The sequence below is a fragment of the Streptomyces sp. 8K308 genome (assembly GCF_004348315.1).
Classification (GTDB): domain Bacteria; phylum Actinomycetota; class Actinomycetes; order Streptomycetales; family Streptomycetaceae; genus Streptomyces.
Window position 1 is genome coordinate 17,188 of the sequence record NZ_SMKC01000032.1, and the last position, 20,820, is coordinate 38,007.

At 75.5% G+C, this 20,820-nt stretch carries 17 protein-coding genes; 14 read left to right on the forward strand and 3 right to left on the reverse strand.

The window, feature by feature from the left end; all coding sequences use genetic code 11:
* The first annotated feature begins 114 nt into the window (after positions 1 to 114).
* From aroB to E1265_RS07635, 11 genes are all read left to right on the forward strand, one after another.
* Positions 115 to 1,263 carry a 3-dehydroquinate synthase gene (gene aroB / locus E1265_RS07585; protein ID WP_132929458.1) on the forward strand — a complete coding sequence of 383 codons (1,149 nt, stop codon included), beginning with the start codon at positions 115 to 117 and terminating at the stop codon, positions 1,261 to 1,263.
* 67 nt (positions 1,264 to 1,330) lie between these two features.
* Complete coding sequence (locus E1265_RS07590; RefSeq protein WP_132929459.1) at positions 1,331 to 3,247, forward strand: radical SAM protein; 1,917 nt, start codon at positions 1,331 to 1,333, stop codon at positions 3,245 to 3,247.
* A gap of 215 nt (positions 3,248 to 3,462) precedes the next feature.
* A complete protein-coding gene (locus tag E1265_RS07595; RefSeq protein WP_207930993.1) occupies positions 3,463 to 4,686 on the forward strand; it encodes an aspartate aminotransferase family protein in 1,224 nt (407 codons plus the stop codon).
* 8 nt (positions 4,687 to 4,694) lie between these two features.
* Positions 4,695 to 5,714, forward strand: coding sequence for an ATP-binding cassette domain-containing protein (locus tag E1265_RS07600; RefSeq protein WP_132929461.1), 1,020 nt, complete (start codon positions 4,695 to 4,697; stop codon positions 5,712 to 5,714).
* A complete protein-coding gene (locus E1265_RS07605) occupies positions 5,711 to 6,517 on the forward strand; it encodes an ABC-2 family transporter protein (protein ID WP_132929462.1) in 807 nt (268 codons plus the stop codon). Before E1265_RS07600 ends, E1265_RS07605 begins: the two co-directional genes overlap by 4 nt.
* Positions 6,514 to 7,332, forward strand: coding sequence for an ABC-2 family transporter protein (locus E1265_RS07610; RefSeq protein ID WP_132929463.1), 819 nt, complete (start codon positions 6,514 to 6,516; stop codon positions 7,330 to 7,332). The genes E1265_RS07605 and E1265_RS07610 overlap by 4 nt, the downstream gene beginning before the upstream one ends.
* Positions 7,329 to 8,672, forward strand: coding sequence for a phosphotransferase (locus E1265_RS07615; RefSeq protein WP_132929464.1), 1,344 nt, complete (start codon positions 7,329 to 7,331; stop codon positions 8,670 to 8,672). The genes E1265_RS07610 and E1265_RS07615 overlap by 4 nt, the downstream gene beginning before the upstream one ends.
* Positions 8,669 to 10,633: a glycosyltransferase gene (locus tag E1265_RS07620; RefSeq protein WP_132929465.1), complete on the forward strand. Its 1,965-nt coding sequence runs from the start codon at positions 8,669 to 8,671 to the stop codon at positions 10,631 to 10,633. Before E1265_RS07615 ends, E1265_RS07620 begins: the two co-directional genes overlap by 4 nt.
* The gene (locus E1265_RS07625) at positions 10,630 to 11,544 is read left to right on the forward strand and encodes a carbohydrate kinase family protein (RefSeq protein WP_132929466.1); all 915 of its coding nucleotides are present in this window, start codon (positions 10,630 to 10,632) and stop codon (positions 11,542 to 11,544) included. Before E1265_RS07620 ends, E1265_RS07625 begins: the two co-directional genes overlap by 4 nt.
* Before the next feature lie 23 nt (positions 11,545 to 11,567).
* A complete protein-coding gene (locus E1265_RS07630) occupies positions 11,568 to 13,103 on the forward strand; it encodes a GMC family oxidoreductase N-terminal domain-containing protein (RefSeq protein ID WP_132929467.1) in 1,536 nt (511 codons plus the stop codon).
* Positions 13,100 to 13,954, forward strand: coding sequence for an LLM class F420-dependent oxidoreductase (locus E1265_RS07635; protein WP_132929468.1), 855 nt, complete (start codon positions 13,100 to 13,102; stop codon positions 13,952 to 13,954). Before E1265_RS07630 ends, E1265_RS07635 begins: the two co-directional genes overlap by 4 nt.
* A gap of 107 nt (positions 13,955 to 14,061) precedes the next feature.
* Here E1265_RS07635 and E1265_RS07640 read toward each other — a convergent pair whose 3' ends face one another.
* From E1265_RS07640 to E1265_RS07650, 3 genes are read right to left on the reverse strand one after another with little or no spacing between them, the layout of a single operon-like run.
* Positions 14,062 to 15,168, reverse strand: coding sequence for a sugar phosphate nucleotidyltransferase (locus E1265_RS07640; RefSeq protein WP_132929469.1), 1,107 nt, complete (start codon positions 15,166 to 15,168; stop codon positions 14,062 to 14,064).
* Positions 15,165 to 16,145, reverse strand: a complete 981-nt coding sequence (locus tag E1265_RS07645) for a sugar phosphate isomerase/epimerase family protein (RefSeq protein ID WP_132929470.1) — start codon at positions 16,143 to 16,145, stop codon at positions 15,165 to 15,167. Before E1265_RS07645 ends, E1265_RS07640 begins: the two co-directional genes overlap by 4 nt.
* Positions 16,142 to 17,134: a BadF/BadG/BcrA/BcrD ATPase family protein gene (locus E1265_RS07650; RefSeq protein ID WP_165953682.1), complete on the reverse strand. Its 993-nt coding sequence runs from the start codon at positions 17,132 to 17,134 to the stop codon at positions 16,142 to 16,144. Before E1265_RS07650 ends, E1265_RS07645 begins: the two co-directional genes overlap by 4 nt.
* 124 nt (positions 17,135 to 17,258) lie before the next feature.
* Here E1265_RS07650 and E1265_RS07655 point away from each other — a divergent pair, with 124 nt between their 5' ends.
* From E1265_RS07655 to E1265_RS07665, 3 genes are read left to right on the forward strand one after another with little or no spacing between them, the layout of a single operon-like run.
* Entirely contained in the window at positions 17,259 to 18,449 is a 1,191-nt protein-coding gene (locus E1265_RS07655) for an MFS transporter (protein WP_132929472.1), read from the forward strand.
* 23 nt (positions 18,450 to 18,472) lie between these two features.
* Positions 18,473 to 19,357 carry a sugar nucleotide-binding protein gene (locus E1265_RS07660; RefSeq protein ID WP_243740601.1) on the forward strand — a complete coding sequence of 295 codons (885 nt, stop codon included), beginning with the start codon at positions 18,473 to 18,475 and terminating at the stop codon, positions 19,355 to 19,357.
* Complete coding sequence (locus E1265_RS07665; RefSeq protein WP_132929474.1) at positions 19,354 to 20,799, forward strand: trehalose-6-phosphate synthase; 1,446 nt, start codon at positions 19,354 to 19,356, stop codon at positions 20,797 to 20,799. Before E1265_RS07660 ends, E1265_RS07665 begins: the two co-directional genes overlap by 4 nt.
* Positions 20,800 to 20,820 lie beyond the last annotated feature (21 nt).

Genomic DNA, 20,820 nt, shown 5'->3' on the forward strand with positions numbered 1-20,820 from the left:
TTCGGTCAGCATCGAACAGGCGCGCTCGCGACCGCAGTGTTGCCCCCGGATCATTCTCAGGTGAGAATTGGTGGCTGCGATGAGGCGGTCCTGACCACCGAGTCTGGGGGATACATGACAACGTACGTCCGCGTATCCGAGCGGCTCGACCTGCCCACCGACCCGGATGACCCGATCATCGGCGCGGCCACCCGACACGACACCTATCCCGTCCACGTGTGTCAGGACGAGGCCGCGGCCGTGCACCGCTTACGCACCGAGATCGACGGCCGCCGCGTCGCCCTGATCACCGACGACACCGTGGCCGCGCTGCACGCCGACCGGCTCGCCGGTCTCCTCGCCGCCGCCGGTCTCGACGTCGCGTCGACCAGTATCCCGGCCGGCGAGGCGAGCAAGACCCTGCCGACGGCCGCCGCGCTGCTCGACTGGCTGGCCGGCACCCGCCTCGCCAGGCGCGACGTGATCCTCGCCGTCGGCGGCGGGGTGGTCATCGACACCGTCGGCTGGGTGGCCAGCGCCTACATGCGCGGCCTCCCGTACGTCAACGTGCCGACCACCCTCCTCGCCCAGGTCGACGCCGCGCTCGGCGGCAAGGTCGCGGTGGACCACGCCACCGCGAAGAACCTGATCGGCGCCTTCCACCAGCCCAAGGCCGTGGTGTCGCACGTCGGTTACCTCGCCACGCTGAGCGAGCGCGAGCTGCGGGCCGGCCTGGCAGAGGCCATCAAGAAGGGCGTCATCGCCTCGCCCGCCCTCTTCGAGCTGATCGAGACCCGGCACCGGGAGCTCCTGGCCGCCGATCCGGCCGCGAGCGCCGCGCTGGTGCACGGCGCCAGCGCCGTCAAGTGCCGGCTGATCGCCAAGGATCCCTACGAGAACGACCTGCGCCGCCCCCTGAACTTCGGGCACACCATCGGCCACGCCGTCGAGACCGTCACCGGCTACGGCCCGGTCCTGCACGGCGAGGCCGTCGCCTTCGGGATGGCCTGCGCCGCCCGCATCGCCGAGCTGCGTGGCCTGCTCGACCCTGCGACCCTGCGGCGGATCACCGCCCTGCTGGTCACCGTCGGCCTGCCCGTCACGCTGCGCGCGCTGCCCGCGTCCCTGGACCCGGCCGCCACCGTCGCGGCGCTCGGCCAGATACGCAAGATCCGCGACGGCCGGCTGCGCTTCGTCCTCCCGGTCGGCCTGGGGGAGACGGTGATCGCCGACGACGTCAGCGACGCCGAGATCCACGCGGCGCTGACCGCCGAGCCGCGCTGACCTCCGCGAACACCGCCGCACCGCGTCCGTGCCCGTTCGCCGGGCGCCGCACACCTGGGAGGTCCGCATGGTGCCATCCATCAGCCGGTTCCGGCACGCCCGGCTCTACATCACCTTCCGCTGCAACGCGCGCTGCGGCTACTGCAACGTCTGGCAGGACCCCGTCTTCGACGGCCACCAGGAGCTCACCGCCGACGGGCTGCGCCGCTGCCTCGACCAGCTCGCCGAACTCGGCGTCACCTACCTGGACATCACCGGTGGCGAGCCGGCGCTGCACCGGGAGCTCACGGCCGCCGTCCGCCACGCCCACGAGCTCGGCATGTCCGTCGACATCACCACCAACGCCATCCGCTTCCCGCCCGCCGCCCGCGAGATCGTGCCGCTGCTCGGCACCATCAACGTCTCGCTCGACACCCTCGACGCGGAGCGCTACCACGGCATCCGCGGCACCGACACGCTCGACCGCACGCTGGGTCTGGTCCGGGACCTCGGCGCGGCGGGCGCCACCAACCTCAAGCTGATCTGCGTGGTCTCCGGGCAGAACGCGGAGGAGCTGCCGGAGATCGTCCGCTACGCGCAGCGGGCGCGGGTGCCGGTCTATCTGTCGCCGATGTTCAGCTACTTCGCCGCCCAGCGGGAACTGCGACCGGCCGGTTCCGTCCGGATGTTGAAGCTGGCCGCCGTCAACGGCCGCGCCAACCCGACCGCGGAGCCGGCGCCACCGCCGCTCCTCAGCCTGCCGACTTCCGAACTCGCCCGCCATGTCGCGGAGTTGCGTTACGAGCCGTACACCGTAGTCAGCCTCGCCTTCCTGCACCACCTGCGGACCCTCGACCCGGCGACCGAGACCAACTGCGGCGCCAACTCGCGGATCCTGACCGTCGGCCCGGACGGCCGGGTGCTGCTGCCCTGCTACCACGAGTGGGACGCCTCGCTGCCCTGGGACCGGCCGTACCGGGAGCTCGTCGAGGACCCCGAGCTGATCCGCGTGCGCGACGAGGAGGTCGGCCGGCGCCCCGGCTGCCGCTCCTGCGCCGTCTTCCCCTACCTCGGCCTGGCCATGAGCTACCGGCTGACCGCCCCGTTCCTGGTGCAGGCGTTCTCCGAGGAGTTACTGCGGCTCAAGCGGCACGCCGGCCCGCTGACCGGGGACCGGCGCCGTGCGCTGCTGCGGCGCGGCGACGCGCTGCTCGCGGCGATCGAGCGGCACGCGGCGCCGCTGCGGGGCGGGAGCCACCCGGACGAGCTGTACCACTTCGAGGCCACCGGCGACGGCCGGGTGCGCACCGACCTCTCCGCCGATCCGGTGACCGTCGAGGAACTGCTCGCCGACCACGCCCACGAGGACTGCTGGCGCGCCCAGCGCACCCCGCACCGCCTGGTGCGGCTGCTCTACGCCGACATCCAACCGGCCCCGCTGTCGGCCGAGTTGGCGGACGAGCTGCCGGAGGTGCAGCTTGACTGCTGGGAGATCCTGCTCGGCCTCCTCCCGGAGGCCACCGCCGGGCCCGGCGCCGGGCTCGCCGGCTGGTGCGACCGCGCGGGCCGCGCCCTGCGCGGCCACCAGGCGGCCGCGTCCGTGGCGCTCCTCGCCACGTTCAGCGATCTGCCGGCCGAGGCCATCGCCGCCTGGGGCGGCGTCGCGGGCCACCCGGAGGAGGCGTTGGCCGTCAAGCTGCTGCGCACCCTGGCCACGGCGGAGCGCAGGCGCGAACTCGCGCCGCTGTTCTCCGCGGAGCTCGCCCCCGCGCTCCTCGGCCCCCGCCGCGCCGTCGCCGACCCGGTGCCGGCGGGACCGCCTCCCACCCCGGAGGCCGCCCGCCGCGGCGAGGACCTCCCACGCTTCACGGCCTCGCTCCGCCACGCCGACACGGCCACCCTCCGCATCGCCATCCGCCGCTGGAAAGCGGCCGCCGACCCCACGACGGCCCAAGCCGTCGAACGCCGCCTCCTCCTCTCCGAACTGACGGGCACCCCCCGATGACGTCCGCCCTGCCGGGCGAAGGCCCCGACCGACCGCCACCGACAGGCACCGCGGCCACCAACGGTTCCGTCTCTGCCGGGGCACGGACTGGCGGCCACGGCCCAGCGGCGGAGCCCTCGGCCGCCGGAGGCGGGTCCGTCGGTGAGGCGCACCTCGGTGCCGAGGCCGCGTATCTTCCCGTCGCGGTCAGTCAGGAGACGTCACTCGGGCGGCGGGTGTTCGCCTACGGGCACGGCGCGACGCTCGTGGACGTGGACGGCCGCGAGTACGTGGACCTCGCGGCCGGGACGATGACGCAGTCGCTCGGGCACAGCCACCCCGAGGTCGTGCGGGCCGTCACCGCGCAGGCGGCCCGGCTGGTGAACGTGCACGACAATCCGACGCCGGCGCGGCTCGCCGCCGCCCGCGCGTTGGCCCGGCTGCTGCCTGAACACCTCGGCGCGCTGGGGTTCTTCACCACCGGCGCCGAGGTCGTCGAGGCCGCGCTCCGCGCCGCGCACGCCGCCGCGCCCCCAGGCCGCACCAGGATCGCCGCGCTGCGCCGCGGCTTCCACGGCAAGACCCGTGGTGCCCGCGCCCCGGTCCAGTGGGACGTCGGCACCGAACCGCCGGCGCCCTCGCTGCTCGGCTACCCCGCCTACTGCTACCGCTGCCCCTTCGACGCCACCTACCCCTCATGCGACCTGCTCTGCGCCCGCCTCACCGTGCGGCAGGCGGTCGCGCGGCCCGACGTCGCCGCCCTGCTCGCCGAGCCGGTGCAGGGCGCCGCCGGGGTGATCGTGCCGCCGCCCGGCTACTGGGAGATCGTCGGCCGAGCCTGTGCCGAGCACGGCGTGCTGCTGGTCGCCGACGAGGTGCTGACCGGCGGCGGCCGCACCGGCCGTTTCCTCGCCGCCGAGCACTACGGCCTCACCCCCGACCTTGTCACGCTCGCCAAGGGCCTCGGCTCGGGCCACCCGGTCGCCGTGCTGGCCGGCAGCCACCGGGTGCTCGACGAGCGGACCTGGCGGGCCGCCGGCGGCCTCGGCAGCACCTACGGCGGCAATGCCGTAGGTCTTGCCGCCGCCGCGAGCACCCTCACCGTGCTGCGCCGCGACGACCTGCTCGTCCGGGTCCGCGAACTCGGCGCCGTCCTCGCCGACGCGCTCGGCGAGCTCGCCGAGCACCCCGCCGTCGGCGAGGTCCGCGGCCTCGGGCTGCTGTGGGGCGTCGAACTCGTCGCCGACCAGGCGACGAAGACTCCCGACCCGGAGGCCGCCGACCGGGTGTACCGGCGCGCGCTCGACCTCGGGGTGCGGGTGATGCCCGGTGGCCAGACGCTCCGCCTCGCGCCCCCCTTCGTCATCAAGCCCGACGAACTCACCGACGCCATACGCCGGTTGGGGCGGGCCATCGATGACGTACACCGGGACCGGGCGACACACGGCGAAAGGGCATGAACCACGGCATGATCGAGGCACACGAGTTGACCAAGGTGTTCCGGGTGCGCGCCACCCGGCCCGGGCTCTGGGGCGCGGTGCGCGGCCTGTTCGCCGCCGAGACCACCGAGGTCCGCGCGCTGGACGGGGTCAGTTTCACCGTGCCGGCGGGCGAACGCGCGGCCTATCTCGGCGTCAACGGCGCCGGAAAGTCCACCACCATCAAGATCCTCGCCGGGGTGCTCACCCCGGGCTCCGGGCGCTGCCTGGTCGCCGGCCGCGAGCCCCGCGAGGACCGCTACGCCCACGCCCGCGCCATCGGCGTCGTCTTCGGCCACCGCACCCAGCTGTGGTGGGACCTGCCGGTGGCCGACTCGTTCCGGATCCTGGCCCGGCTGCACGACCTGCCGCCGGCCGTCGCCCAGGACAACCTGCGGCTCTTCGACGAGCTCCTGGACCTCGGCGAGATCGCCGACCGGCCGGTGCGCACCCTCAGCCTCGGCCAGCGGATGCGCGCCGAGGTCGCGGCCGCGCTCTTCCACGACCCGGCCGTGCTGCTGCTCGACGAGCCCACCATCGGCCTCGACCTGCTGCTCAAGGAGGCCGTGCACGAGCTGGTCAACCGGGTGGCCGCGGAGCGCGGCACCACCGTGCTGCTCACGAGCCACGACGTCGCGGACATCAGCGCCATCTGCGAGCGCGTCGTGGTCGTGGACGCCGGTCGGGTCGTCTACACCGGCCGGCTGCACGAGCTGCTGCGCCAGGCCCCCACCCGCACCGTGCGGCTCGAGTACTCGGCGGACCTCGGGGCCGAGTCGCTCGCCGGCCTCCTGGAGCTCGAACTCGGCGGTCCCGGGGTGGCCGTCACCCCGGTGGGTCGGCGCCGCGTCACCGTCCAGGGTCCGCCCGAACTCGTCACCCCGCAGCGGGTGTTGGCCGCCGTCTCGGGGCTCGTCGCGGTCACCGACCTGGTGGCGCCCGAGCCCACGCTGGGCGAGGTGCTGCGCGCCCTGTACGTCGCCCCCGAGCTGAGCCGGGGCCGCCGATGAGAACCGGGACGAGGGCCAGGGGCTACGCCGCGCTGCTCGGCGCCGGCTGGCGCACGGCCCTCGCCTACCGGGGCGCGCTGCTGCTCACCGCGCTCACCACCGCGCTCTCCCTGGTGATCCAACTCGCCGTCTGGGAGGCCGTCTACGCGGACCAGCGGGAGATCGCCGACTACGACGTCACCGGCATGACGACCTATCTGCTCGCCGGCAACCTGCTGGCCGTGCTGCTGTCCAACCGGGTCGACGACACCCTCTCCGGCGACATCTACCGGGGCGACCACGTGACCGCCATGCTCCGCCCGATCGGCTTCCTCGGCACGCACGCGGCGATCGCCCTGCCCTACCTGGCCGTTCGGCTGCTGCTGGTCGTCGCGCCGCTGCTGCTCTGCGCCCTGGGCACCGTGACGCTCGCCGCGCCCGGGCTCGCCGGCCTGGCCTGGTTCCTGCCGGCCGCGCTGCTGGCCACCGCCCTCGGCATCCTGCTGAACCTGCTGGTGGGCCTCGCCGGCTTCGTCACCACCAGCACCTGGGGCGTGCGCTACCTGAAGGGCACGGTCGTCGCCTTCTGCTCGGGACAGCTGGTGCCGCTCGAGCTGATGCCGGACGCCGCCCGGCAGACCCTGGAGTGGCTGCCGTTCACCGCCATGGTGGCCACCCCGGTGCGGCTGCTCCTCGGCCGGGTCGAGGGCGCCGCCGCCCTGGGCGCCGTCGGCCTGCAGCTGCTGTGGACCGCGCTCGGCGTGCTGGCCTGCGGTCTCGCCTGGCGGACCGCGCTGCGCAGGGGGGAGGTGAGCGGCGGATGAGCGCGCCCGCCGGAACCCAGGGCACCCTACGCCGTTACGCGGGCCTCGCCGTGCTCCTCACCGGCGTTGGGCTGCGCCGGCTGGTCTCCTACCGGGCCGACTTCCTGGTCGGCGTCGGCGCGTTCGCGCTGCGCGTGGTGCTGCACGCGCTGCTGCTCGGCGTCATCTACCGGCACGTCACCGACATCGCCGGCTGGACCTTCCGAGAGGCGGTGCTGCTGCTCGGCGTCGCCATGCTGGTGCGCGGCCTCGACCACGCCTTCACCGACCAGCTCTGGGAGCTCGGCCGCAAGCTGGTGCAGCGCGGCGAGCTGGTGCGCTACCTGGTGCGCCCCGTGCACCCGCTGTTCTCCCTGCTCTCGGAGCGGTTCTGCTACCCGGAGGGCATCGGCGAGGCCGTCGCGGGCCTGGCCGTCATCGGCTACGCGGCCGGCGGTCTCGACCTGGATCTCGACCCGACGCGGATCGCCGTCTTCGCGGTGCTGCTGGTCGCCGGCACGCTGGTGCTGGCCGCCGTCAAACTCCTGCTTGCCGCGCTGGCGTTCTGGACCACGACCAGCCTCCAGGTGATGACCGCCGTCTACGAGCTCGCCGACACCGCGCGCTACCCACTGGACGTCTTCCCCTGGCCGGCCAGGCTGCTGCTCACCAGCCTGCTGCCGTTCGCGCTCACCGGATTCGTGCCCGCCGACCACCTCCTGCACGGCCCGTCCGGCTTGAGCTGGCTCGCCGTGCCGATCAGCGTCGCCCTCACCCTGCTCGCGCTGCGCGTCTGGGCGCTCGGCGTGCGTCGCTTCGAGGCGGTGGGCCCGTGAACCCGGAGGCCGAGCGGTTGCGTGACGCCGTGGCGCGCGCCCCCTGGTTCTCCCGCGCCACCCTCGACCCGGACAGCCTGCGGCCCCTCGACGAGCTGCGTGCCGGCCACGCCACCGTCACCTGGGCCGCCGTGGACGGCACGGGGGGCGGTCATACCACCGTGCTCGTCCTCGCCGAGGACGACCCGGCGCTGCTCTCCGCCGTCCTCGTGCTGGCCGCCCGCCCCGCCTGGGCCACCGCGCGCGGCGGCACCGTGCGCTGGCACGGCCCGCCGCTGACCGCCGCCCGCCTCGGCGCCCAACTCACCGCCACCGCCACCAACGCCGTCGCCCGGGTCACCGCCGGCCGGCCGCCGAGGGACCTGGTCCTCAAGGTGTACCGGGCGCTCGGCGACGGCGGCGGCGAGATCGCGCTGCTCTCCCGGCTCGCCGGCCACCGGGCGCCGCTGCCCGAGGCCGTCGGCCACCTCGACTACCTCACCCCCGACGGCCGTCCCGCCGGCTGCCTGGCCCTGGTCACCGAGGTCGCCCCCGGCGTCCCGCTCGACGTGCCGCTGCGCGCCGCCCTGCACGCCCACTGGGCGGGCGCGGCCCCTCAGGCGGTACCCCAGGCGCCCCTCGACCCGCCCCTCGACCCGCTGCTCGACCGGGTGCGCGCCGCCCTCGCCGACCTGCACCACGCCCTCGCCGAGCTCCGTCCACCACGGCTGACGCCGCTCGCCGACCGGCTGCCGCGGCTCGCCACCGCCGTCGCCGACGTCCGCCGCACCCTGCCCGAGTCCACCGGTCCACGCCACCGGCTGCTCGACCGCTGCGCCGCCCTCGCGGGCCGCTGGGCCGCCGGCGCCGCCCACCCGGCCGGGCCCGTCCACGGCGACCTGCACCTCGGCCATGTCCTCGTCGACGCGGGCGACCGGGTGCGGTTCGTCGACCCGGCGGGCGCGCCGCCGCCCGACGCGGGCCCGCTCGACGACCTGGCCGCCCTGGTCCGCGCCGTCGAGTGCTTCGCCGCCGACGAGCAGGTCGCCCGCACCGCCCAGCAACGCGCCTACCACAAGCACCGCTACGCCACCGCGCTGCGCCGCGCCGCCCTCGCGCCCGCCACCGCCGCCCGGCCACTGCCCCCGCCGGCGGCCGACTGGGCGGCCCGCGCCGTCGCCCCGCTCACCGCCGGCACCGCACCGGGCGCGCTGTGCGTCCCCTACCTGCTGCGCGCCCTGCACGAACTGCGCCACCACGGCGAACGCGCCGGCGACCCGGACGCCGACTACTACGCCGACCTCACCTGGATATCGCTCCGGGCGTTCGTCACCGCCAAGGAAGGGAGCCCGCGCGCGTGACCGACCCCATGGCCGCCGACCCCATAGCCGCCGAACCGTTCGACGTCGTCGAGTGCCACTTCGAGTTCGGCGGCTTCGACCACCGGTTCGTCAAGGGCGGCATCTCCGTCTACCTATGGAACCTCAGCCGCGCCCTGCGCGACCGTGGCGTGGCCGTCAGCGGACTCACCGCCGCCCACGGCACCCTCCCCGAGTTGCGCCGCCACCACCGCGTCGTCGACCTCGACTTCGCCGACACGGTCGACGTGGCGGTGCCGCTCGACCCCGCCGTCTGGCCGGACCACGGCCCCGCCGCCCGGCTCACCGCCGACGTCACCGCCCACCGGATCACCGTGGACGGCATCGACGTGGTGCTGCTCGCCGGCGGCCTCCTCGACGCCCACCCCGAGACCTTCTACCCGCCCTACGAGTCCAAGGGCCGCGACCTCGGCTTCCTCAAGCCGCTGCTCTTCCAGCTCGCCGCCACCCGCTACCTGGCCAGGACGGTGCGGCCCGGCACCGTCGTCCACCTCCACGAGCCCTACTACCACTACCTGATGCCGGCCCCGTTACGCCGCGCCGGCGCCGAGACCGTCTGCACCGTGCAGAGCAACATGCCGGTCAACAAGAAGGTCTACGGCCCGGAGGTGCGCGCCCTCCTGCGCTACCTGGGCTCGGCACCCGAGCCGGCGGCCGGACTCGAGGACCCGCCGCTGGACGGCCCGTTGGAGCGCGCCATGCGCGCCTACCTGCCCGTCACCCACCTCTACAACGAGTACCCCGAGCGCCCCGGGCACGACTACGTCAGCGGCCTCGCCCTGGTCGCCAGGACCGCCTCGGCCCTCGACTTCCTCTCCCCTGGGCAGCTGGAACACGTCACCACCCAGCGTGACACCCCGGCCCAGGCCCTCTTCGGGCGACTCCGGGTACGCCGTGAACTGGCCGCCGCGCGGGACCGGTTGGTCGTCGGCGGCTGCGCCATCGGCCCCGCCTGGCTGGCCGCTGACCGCGCCCACGTCGACCGCGACGCGGTGCTGCGCCGCCGCGGCCTCGACCCCGCGCGGCCCACGATCTACCACAACGCCCGCTACGCCATCCACCACAAGGGGCAGCGCGAGCTCGCCCGCGCGCTGCGCCAACTCCTCGACGAGGGACAGCGGTTCAACGCCGTGCTGCACTGCCTCAGCCCACTGCCGCTGACCGACCCAGAGTTGACCGGGCTCGCCGCCGCCCACCCCGACGCCGTCTGGCTCAGCACCGAGCCGATCCCCGAGGCCGAGCTGATCGAACTGGCCTGCGCCGCCGAACTCTGCCTCTTCCCCTCCAAGTTCGAGATGGACACCTTCCTGCTCGCCATGGGCGAGGCCATGGCCTGCGGCGCCGTGCCCGTCGCCACCGCCCAGCTCGGCATGGCCCACTTCGGCCACACCAGGCCCTCCGAGGACCCCGAGGCAACCGGCGCCGCGCTGCCCCGTTCCTTCCGCGCCGACGACCCCGCGCTGGTGGCCGCCATCAGGACCGAGGTCACCCGGCTGCTCGCGGCGCCGCCCGAGGAGCTGGCCCGGCTGCGGGCCAACGCGATCCGCACCGCGCGCGCCTTCACCTGGGAGCGGGTCGCGGCCACCTTCCACGCCGTCTTCGCCGGCGTCCGCGACGGCACCCTGACGCCCCACCGCCCCGGTCCCGCGCCCGTCCCGCCCCGGCCGGGCACCGGCACCGTGCGGCCGGCCGGCGCCGCCGGCTGGCGCGTCGAGTACCGCGCCCCCGACGCCAGGACGGTGGACGTGGTGCGCGCCACCACGACATGGCCGTTGACCGCCGACGCCACCGGCGCGTTCACCGGTACGGTGCCGGCAGCCGCCGAACCGACCGTCGCGCTGCTGATCACTGGCGCCGACGGCCGGATCGGCTGGGAAGGTCTTGACACGCCGTTCGCGGCAGGCGAGTACGCCGCACGCGAGGAGGAGAGGGACACCGCGTGACCCGACGGGACGACCAGACGCCGTTCGACGTGTTCGTGATCGGGGGAGTGGGCGTGGACACCATCGTCCGCGTCCCCGAACTCCCGTTGCCGCAGCGGGACTCCATCATGGTGCCGCCCATCGAGCGGTACGTCGCGCACACCGGTAACGGGGTCGCGCTCGGCTGCCACCGGCTCGGCCTGCGCACCCGTCTCGCCGACGTGATCGGCGCCGACCTCGAGGGCGAGCTGATCACCGCGCACTACGCCAAGGCGGGACTCTCCTTCGATCACCGGATCCACCCGGCCGGCACCCGGCGCAGCGTCAACCTCGTCGACCGGCACGGCCACCGGCTCTCCCTCTACGACGCCAGGCAGCCCGTCGGCATGGCCGTCGACCCCGCCCTCTACCGGCCCGCGCTCGGCCGCGCCCGGCACGTCCACGTCTCGATCATGGACTGGGCCAGGCACGCCCTCGCCGACGCCGTCGCGGCCGGCGTCCCCACCTCGACCGACCTGCACGACTGGGACGGCGAGAGCGAGCACCACCGCGACTTCGCCTACGGCGCCGACCTCGTCTTCGTCTCCACGGCCGCGCTCGGCGACCGCGTCGAGGACGTCGCCCGCGACATCCTGGCCAAGGGCCGGGCCGCCGCCGTGGTCGCCATGGCCGGCGGCGACGGCAGCCACCTGGCGCTGCCCGGGCAGCCACTGCGCCGGCTACCCGCCGCGCCCGTTCCCGGCGGCCGGGCGGTCGACACCAACGGCGCCGGCGACAGTTACGTCGCCGGCTTCCTCTACGCACGGCTCGGCGGCGCCGACTGGCACACCGCCATGCGGGCCGGCGCGGCGGCCGGCGCCCACGCCGTCGCCACCGCCGGCACCCACGTCTCCTTCATCGACGAGGAGGAGCTGATCCGCGCACTGTCCTGACCCCGACCCGGAAGGGAGCCCCGATGCACGGCACCGACACTCCCACCGAAACCCCAGAGCCCCCCGACACCCTGACCGCCGACACCGTGGTCGTCGGCGCCGGCGCCGCCGGCTGCGTCATCGCCGCCCGGCTCAGCGAGGACCCGGAGCACCGGGTGCTGCTCCTCGAAGCCGGCCCCGACTACGGCCCGTTCGACCCGGCACGCTGGCCGGCCGAGCTGCTCGACGCCCGCTCGGCCGCCCGCGGCCACGACTGGGACCTCACCGCCCCGCCCTGCTGCGCCCGCGCCCGCGTCGTCGGCGGCTCCTCGGCCCACAACGGCTGTTGGGCCACGATCGGCGCGCCCGCCGACTACGACGCCTGGGGGCCGCCTTCGGGCGGTGCCTGGGACCACTCGGCGCTGCGGCCCCACCTGGACGAGGCGGTGGCCACCCTGCGGGTGCGGACGGTGCCCGAGCGGGACCAGACCGCCTGGCACCACGCCGTGATCGAGGCGGCCGGCGCGCTCGGCCTGCCGTTCCTCCCCGACATCAACGCCGAGGACGCCCGCGAGGGCATCGGCTGGGTGCCGCTCAACGCCGTCGACCGCACCCGCTGGCACACGGCGTTCGCCTACCTCGACCCAGCCCGCGACCGCCCCAACCTCCGGGTCCTGCCCGACACCCTGGCCGACCGGCTGATCCTGGACGGCGACCGGGCCACCGGCGTGGCCACCGTGCACGGTGGCCGCCCGCTCACCGTGCACGCCGGCCGGGTGGTGCTCGCCTGCGGCGCCTACGGCACCCCGCCGCTGCTGGTGCGCAGCGGCGTCGGCCCGGAGCCCGAACTGCGCAGGCTCGGCGTGCCCGTCGCGCTGCCGCTGCCCGGCGTGGGGGAGAACCTCACCGACCACTCATCGCTCGGGCTCATGCTCGCCCCCGCGGACGCCCTCGCCGAGCTGATGCCGGACGCGGCCGAGTGCTACTTCGCGCAGAGCCTCGTCAAGGCGCGCTCAAGCCAGGCCGCCGACGAGGCCTGGGACGTGCACATCGTGCCCTCGGCGGGGCCGGCCGAGGACGCCCAGGGCTTCTACAACGGGCCGCTCAACGCCGGCCTCTACGTCTTCGTGATGGCGCCCAGATCCCGGGGCCGGGTGCGCGCCGCCGCCCTCGACCCGGCCGCGTCGCCGGAGATAGACCACGGCTTCTTCACCGACCCCGAGGGCCACGACGTCCGGGTCGTCCTCGACGGCCTCGACCTCGCCCGCGAGCTGGCCGCCACCGCGCGCCTCACCACGCTCGCCGCCGCCCCGCCCGCCGCCGAGGCCGACCGCGAGCCGGCCGCCGTCCGGGCCGCCGCCAGCGGCTACTGGCACGCCGTCGGCACCTGCGCGATGGGCCCCGAGGACGACCCGATGGCGGTGGCCGGGCCCGACGGCCGGGTGCACGGCCTGACCAACGTGCACATCGCCGACGCCTCGCTGATGCCGGTGATCCCCCGGGCCAACACCCACCTGACCACCGTGGCGGCGGCCTCGCTGCTGGCGCGACACATGACGGCCGGGGTGAGCGCCGCATGAGGATCGGACTGCTCTCGCCGAACATGCCGCCGCACGACTCGCCCGAGGCCGCGCGCCTGCTCCCGGTCCTGGCCGAGCGGCACGGCGTCGAGTCGCTGTGGGTACCGGAACACGTGGTGCTGCCCGCCGACCACACCACCCGCTACCCCTACGCGGACGACGGCCGGCTGCCGGTGCCCGCCGAGTGGCCCTACCCCGACCCGCTGACCTGGCTCTCCTTCGCCGCCGCGGTCACCGACCGGGTGCGGCTGGTGACCGGCATGCTCATCCTGCCCCAGCGCAACCCGGTGGTGCTCGCCAAGGAGACGGCGACGCTCGACTTCCTCTCCGGCGGGCGGCTCGACCTCGGCCTCGGCATGGGCTGGTTCCGCGAGGAGTTCGCCGCCGTGGGCGTCGACTTCGACGACCGGGCGGCCAGGTTCGAGGAGTACGTGGCGGTGCTGCGCGCCCTGTGGAGCGGGGACGAGACCTTCGCCGGTTACTACCACCGCTTCACCAGGGCCCGCTGCCATCCCAAGCCGGCCGGGCGGATCCCGCTGATCCTCGGCGGCCACACCAGGGCCGGGGCCCGCCGCGCCGGCCGGCTCGCCGACGGCTACTTCCCGGCCGTGGCCGACCCGGTGCCGCTGTTCGCCGAGTGCCGGGTCGCGGCCGAGGCGGCCGGCCGCGACCCGGACGCCATCGAGCTGATCGCCGAGGCGGCGCCGGCCACCCCGGAACGGGTCGCGGAGCTCGCCGCGCTCGGCGTCACCCGCGCCCTGGTCTACCCACCGAGCGTCCCGCTGGACGAACTCCCCGGCGCCTTCGAGGAGTTCGCCGCGAGGCTGCTGCGGCCTGTCGCTCTGCTCTGAGCCGGCCGCCGGTGGCGAGGGCCGGCGCAGCCCGCTGGCCCTCGCCACCGGCCTGCCGGACGTGGGTTGTCATGGCTCTCGGCGGAGCGCCAGCGCTTCGCTCTGAGTCAGCCCGGCAGCCCGTCGAGCCCGTGACGGTCGGCCGTCAGCCGCTCGCCGGCCAGCACGACGCTGTCCAGCACGCTCACCCCGGCCGCCACCGTGGCACCCGGCAGCACCACGGAACGCTCAACCCGGGCGCCCGGCTCCACCCGGCCGCCCGGGTGCAGCACGCTGCCGAGCACCGTGGCGCCCGCCGGCGGCTCCCCGCCGAACAGGCTGTCCGTCTCCGGCGCGTAGCGCGGCGCCGCGCCCGGCAGGGTGCGCGGCAGCAGCGCCGGCGGCAGCGGATGCGGCCGGTCAAGCAGCCGCAGCTGCTCGGAGTGGTAGCGCTCGACGGTGCCGATGTCGGCCCAGTAGTCGGCGACCTGGAACGCCGTCACCGGCCGCCCGGCCGCGATCATCTCCGGCAGCACGTCCCGGCTGATGTCGTGCTGCCACCCGTCCTCGCCGCGCGCCGCCAGCTCGTCGAGCACCTCGCGCAGCGCCTCGATCCTGAACAGGCAGAAGGCCGTGAACACCAGGTCAGAGGTGGGGTCTTCGGGCTTCTCGACCAGTGCCCGCACCCGCCACCGCTCGTCGACCTCCACCATGCCGAAGAGCCGGACGTAGCGTCGCTCGATGCGCTGCACCCCGATCGTGCAGTCCGCGCCGGACTCCCGGTGCGCTGCCAGCATCGGCGCGTAGTCGAACAGGTAGACGTGATCGGCGTGTTGCACCAGCAGGTCGCTCGCTCCCGGCGCGAACAGCCACTCCGCGTTGGCCAGCAGCGCGTCCGCCGTGCCGCGCTCCGGCGGCCGCGCCGGCAGCCGCCCGCCGGGCCACGGGCCGCCGCTGGCGCGCAACAGCGCGTCGTGCGGCCCGAAGTGCAGCCGGGTGCGGGGGTGGTGGTCCCAGTGCCGCAGCAGGTGGTCCACCAGGTCCGACTCCCGGTGCAGCGAGAGCAGCACCAGCTCGCCCAGACCCGAGCGCACCGCGTTGGCCACGCTGAAGTCGACGAGCCGGCAGGCCGCCGCGTACGGCACCAGCGGCTTGCACGCCCGGGCCGTCAGGGGTCCCATCCGCTGCCCGAGGCCACCGGCGAGCAGCGCCCCGCGCACCCCGGGAAGGCTCACCACGTCCTCCCCTGGGCGGTGCCCTGCGGCAGCAACCCCCGCAGCGTGGCGAGCGAGTTGGCCACCCCCTGCTCGGTCGGCAGCAGCGCGTCCTCGTGCTCCACGTACAGCACCCCCCGGTAGCCCTCGTCGAGCAGCGCCGCCACGATCGCCGGCCAGGGCAGTTCGCCGGCGCCGAGCGCCCGGAAGCGGATCGCCGGGCCAGGGCCGTACCGTGACCAGCCGGCGCCCGTCGGGTCGCCGGGATCGCGCCACCGCTGGAGGTCCTTGGCGTGCACGGCGGCGAGCCGCTCGCCCCAGCCGCGCACCGCCCGCACGGGGTCGTGCCCCGTGGCCGCCAGGTTCGCCGGGTCGACGCAGAGCCCCACGCCCTCCGCCGCCGCCAGCAACGCCCGCGCGCTGGCCGGGTCGTAGGCCACCTGCTTGGGGTGCGGCTCCACCACCACCCGCACGCCTGAGGCGGCGGCCAGCGCCAGGATCGGCTCGGCGGCCCGCGCCCAGGCGTCCACGTTGTCCTGCCAACTCACGTCGCTGCCCCACCAGGAGAGCCACCGCGACAGGTCGGGCACGCCCAGCATCAGCCGGGCCAGCGGCGCCCCGAGCCCGGCCGCGAGCCGCACCGTGGCCAGCGCGGCCCGCAGCCCGTGCGCCCGCTTCGCCTCCGGCGGGCCGGCCAGCACCGGGTCGGTGTGCGAGCCGTGCGGGCCGAGCAGCAGTTGGGTGTCCCGGCTGTTGCTGACGCAGCCCACCTCGAGTCCGGCCGCGTCCAGCCGCGCGCGCAGCTCCGCGTGGTAGCCGGGCTCCTCCGCCCGGTCGGCGGCCACCAGGCCGAAGGTCGAGTCGGCCGGCAGGTCGACCACCCGCACCCCGGCCCGGCCGGCCGTCGCCAGCGCGCCGTCGAGCCCGGCCGGCGCCAACGCGGCTAGGCACAGGCCGAGTTCGATCGGCCCCGCCGTCGTTCCCCCATCCGCGGTCATCCGCGCACCCCTTCCCCGGCCTCCCGTGCGATGGTCCAGGCCCAGCCGGCCAGCGCCGCCGGCGGCCCGGCCGGTCGCGCGCGCAGCGCCGCGAGTACCCGCCCGGCCGGATCGGCCACCCGCTCGGGCGGCGCCTCGGCGCCCAACTCGGCCACCAGGCGTCGCCCCAGGGTCTCGGCGAACTCGGGGGAGCCCCGGAACACCCCGCCGTTCAGCACCACCGGCCAGCCGCCCCGCAGACCGGCCAGGTCGCGGGCCGCCCGCACCCCGGCCACCAGGTCGTCGAGCGCCCGCGTCACCACCCCGCCGGCCACCTCGTCCCCGGCCAGCCAGCAGCGGGACACCACGGGGGCGAGCGCCGCCACCGCCGCCTTCGGGAACGGCCGTGCCGCCAGGTCCCTGGCCAGCTCCCGTACCGGCGAGCCGAACTCGGCCGCCAGCTCGGCGCCGAGCGTCGTGGGCGCGCCCCGCCCGTCGAGGCCGCGCACGGCGGCCCGCAGCCCGTCGAGGCCGAGCTGGAACGCGCTGCCCTCGTCGCTGCCCAGGTACTCGCAGCCGCCCACCGAAACCGGCGGCCCGGAACCGTCCGAGGCGAGGAAACCGGAGCCCGTGCCGCACACCACCGCCACGCCGCGACCGGCCAGCGGGGGAGCGAGCAGCAGCGGCAGCACGTCCCGCGAGACCACCAGCGGGCCGAGCAGGCCGCTGGCCCGCGCCAGGGTGGCGATCCGCGCCACGTCCGCGGCCGCCGCGCCCGCGTCGAGCGCCGCGGTGGCCAGCCAGCCGCGCGCCGTGCGGGCCCCCTCGGGGCCGAGCCGCGCCGCCACCTCGCCCAGCAGCTCGCGCAGCACGCGCTCCGCGGCCACCGCCCCCACCGAGGCGGGGTTCACGGAGCCACGTCTGAGCCGTGACCCGTCGTCGAGCGCCGCGGTGGTGGAGCTGCCCCCCGCGTCGATCGCCCAGAACCGTTCGTCATCCCGATCGTCCATGGTGCCTCCGCCGCTGTCGGTGGCATGTCCATTACCCCACGCTACGAGGCGGCCTGGCTTTGTACCAGGGGCTGCGCGATAGTGGTGTGCGACCTGGATCACAACGGGGTGAACGGAGCATGGAGTGCGGCTTGGGAACGGCGGGGTCTTAGGGCTCCTCGCGGTAGCCGGCAGTTGGGGTCTCTTCTGGGGCGGCTGGGCACCGCTCATCCCCCAGATCAAGTCCGATCTCGACCTCAGCGACCAACAGTTGGGTCTCGCCCTCTTCGCGGTACCGGTCGGCGCCGTGCCGGCCATGCTGCTCACCGGGCGGCTCGCCAGACGACTCGGCCACCGGGTGCTGCCCGCGGTGACCGCGCTCTTCGCCGGCAGCGTCCTCGTCGTCGGCCTGGCACCCGACCGGTGGACCTTCACCGCCGCCCTGCTGCTCGTCGGCGCCACCAGCGGCGGCATCGAGGTCGCGCTCAACGCCACCACGGCCGCCCACGAGGCACGCGACGGCTCCCGGCTCTTCAACAAGGTGCACGCCGTCACCCCGCTGGTGATGGTCCTCGCCGCGCCGGCCGTCGGCCTCGGCCGCGAACTCGGCGCCTCCAAGCTCACGGTGCTGACGCTGATCGCCCTGCTGGTCGCCGCCAGCGCCGCCCTCGCCATCGACCCGCGCGGCTGGCAGGAGCCGGCCGAGCAACACCCGGCCCGGCGGCCGGCACAGGCTCGCGGCCCCCGGCTGCTCACCGGGCCGCTGCTGCTGGTCGGCATCGTGGGCGCCGCCGTCCTGTTCATGGAGAACGCCGTCGAACAGTGGGGTGCCATCCTCCTGGAGGAGGAGCTCGGCACCGGACCGCTGCTCGCCAGCCTCGGGCCCGCCGCCTACATGGCCGGCCTCTCCGGCGGCCGGATGCTCGCCCAGTGGCGCGGCGCCCGCCTCGGCGACCGCTCCCTCGCCACCCTCGGCGGCACCCTCGGCGGCCTCGGCATCGCCGTCGCCGCCCTGGCCGACACCGCCTGGCTCGCGCTGGCCGGCTTCGCCGTCGCCGGCATCGGCCTCGCCCCCGTGCTGCCCACCCTGCTCGGCGCCGCCGGCCGGGCGGCGGGCCCCGGCCAGCGCGCCACCGCCGTCTCCGCGGTCACCACCGCCTCCTACGCCGGCTTCCTCTCCAGCCCACCGCTGGTTGGCACCCTCGCCGGCTGGCTCAGCCTGCCCACCGCGCTCGGCCTGGTCGCCCTCGGCGGGCTGCTCGTCATCGCCGGATCCCGCGCCAACCGGCTCCTCGACCCCCGGGCCAGCGAGTCCAGGACCGGAGCCCTGGTATGAGCGGCGGGAGTAGGGTCCTCGTCGTGGGCGCCGGGTACATCGCAGGCCTTGTCGGCCGGCGCCTCGCCGCCCTCGGCCACCACCCGGTGCTCAGCTCCCGACACCGGCCCGCCACCCCCGGCACCCGCGGCCTCGACTGGCTGCCCGCCGACGTCCTCGACCCCGACTCCCTCGACCGGCTGTTCGCCGCCGCGCGCCCCGACGCTGTCGTCACCGTCCACGGCCCGTCCGACATCACCTGGTGCGAGGCCAACCCGGACGCCGCCGACGCCGCCCACCACGGTGGCGCCCGCCGCCTCGCCGCCCTCCTCGACGGCCGCCGGGCCCTGATGATCTCCACGGACAACGTCTTCCCCGGCGACCGCCCGAGCTACGGCGAGTCCGACCCGACCACGCCCGCCAACGCCTACGGCCGTGCCAAGCTCGCCGCCGAGCGCGCCCTGCTTGCTACCGGCGACGCCCTCGCCCTGCGCGTCAGCCTCGTCTACGGCTGGGACACGGCGGGGCTGCGCCCCAACTTCTTCACCACCTGCGCCCTCAGGCTCGCCGCCGGACAACCCGTCGCCGTCCCCGACGACCACTGGAACACCCCCGTCCTCGCCGACGACGTCGCCGCCTGGACCGCCGCCCTGCTGACCTCCGACGTCACCGGCGTGCTCCACCTGGGCGGGCCCACCCGGCTCAGCCGCCTCGACTGGGCCCGCCACATCGCCCGCGCCCAGGGCGCCGACCCCGCCCTGGCCCGCGCCGCGCCCCGCGACGACACCACCTACGCCTGCCGCCCACGCAACGCCTGCCTGCACAGTGAACGTGCCGCCACCATCCCAGAACTCGAGGGACTCGCCCCCGCCGACGTCCACGAGGCCAGCACCCGGCTGATAGCCGAGGGAGAGGAGCAGCCACCATGACCGACCGACACCTGTTCCTGGCGAGCAAGCGGGCCGCCGTCACCTACGCGCCCGACCCGGACACCGGCCGGCTACGCCCCTGGATCGCCCCCGGCGGCACCGGCAACGTCGTCGCCGAACAGGCCGGTGTGCTCGACGTGTCCTGGATCGCCAGCGCCGACACCGACGACGACCACCGCGCCGCCAGCGAAAACCCGGCCGGGCTCACCCTCGGCCTCCCCTCGGGCCGCGACATCACGATCCGGCTGCTGCGCCACGACCGCCGGACCTTCGAGATCGTGCAGAACCACCTCACCGCCGAACTGCTGTGGGCCGCCAACAACTACGGCTGGGACCGCTGGACCACCCCCACCTTCGACGACGCCACCCATGAGGCGATGGACCGGTTCGCCGAGTTCACCGACGACTTCGCCCGCGCCCTGCTCGACGCCTCGGCCGACACCGCCGACCCGGCCTACCTGGTCCACGACTACCAACTCGTCGGTGTCCCCGCCCGGTTACGCCAGGCACGCCCCGACGCGCCGATCCTGCTGTTCGTCCACATACCCTGGCCGTCCCCCGACTACTGGCGCATCCTGCCCAGGCGCGTGCGCACCGGCCTGCTGGAGGGCATGCTGCCGGCCACCACCATCGGCTTCTTCGCCGACCGCTGGTGCCGCAACTTCCTCGACTGCGTCGCTGACTTGATGCCCGACGCCCGCGTCGACCGCGAGGCCGGCACCGTCCACTGGCGCGGCCACCGCAGCCGGGTCCGCACCATGCCGCTCGGCTACAGCCCCCTCACCCTGGAGGGCCGCGACCCCAAGCTTCCCGACGGCATCGCCGACTGGGCCGGCGACGCTCCCCTCGTCGTGCACAGCGGCCGCACCGACCCCATGAAGAACGCCGAACGCGCCGTCCGCGCCTTCGTCCTCGCCCTGCGCGACGACCCACGGCTGCGCGGCACCCGGATGCTGGTCCGGATGAACCCCAACCGGCTCTACGTCGAGGCCAACGCCGACTACGTGCGCCGCGTCGAGGAGGCCGTCGCCGACGCCAACGCCCGCCTCGGCGCCGACACCGTGCGGCTGCACTGCGACAACGAGGTCGACCACACTATCGCCTGCTTCCAACGCGCCGACCTGCTGATGTTCAACTCCACGGTCGACGGCCAGAACCTCTCCACCTTCGAGGCCCCCCTGGTCAACACCCGCGACGCCGACGTCATCCTCTCCGAGATGTGCGGCGCCGCCGAGGTGCTGGCCCCGGTCTGCCGCACCGTCAACCCCTACGACCTGCGAGAACAGGCCGAGGCCATCGCCGCCGGGCTCACCGCGCAGCCCCACGAGCGGCGCCAGGCCGCCCACCGCAGGCGCGCCGCCGCCCGCCCCTGGACCCTGGAGACCTGGGTGCGCGCCCAGCTCGACGGGCTCGACGCCGACCACCGCGACCGCCATGCCTGAGCCGGCCCCCGACCCCCTCGC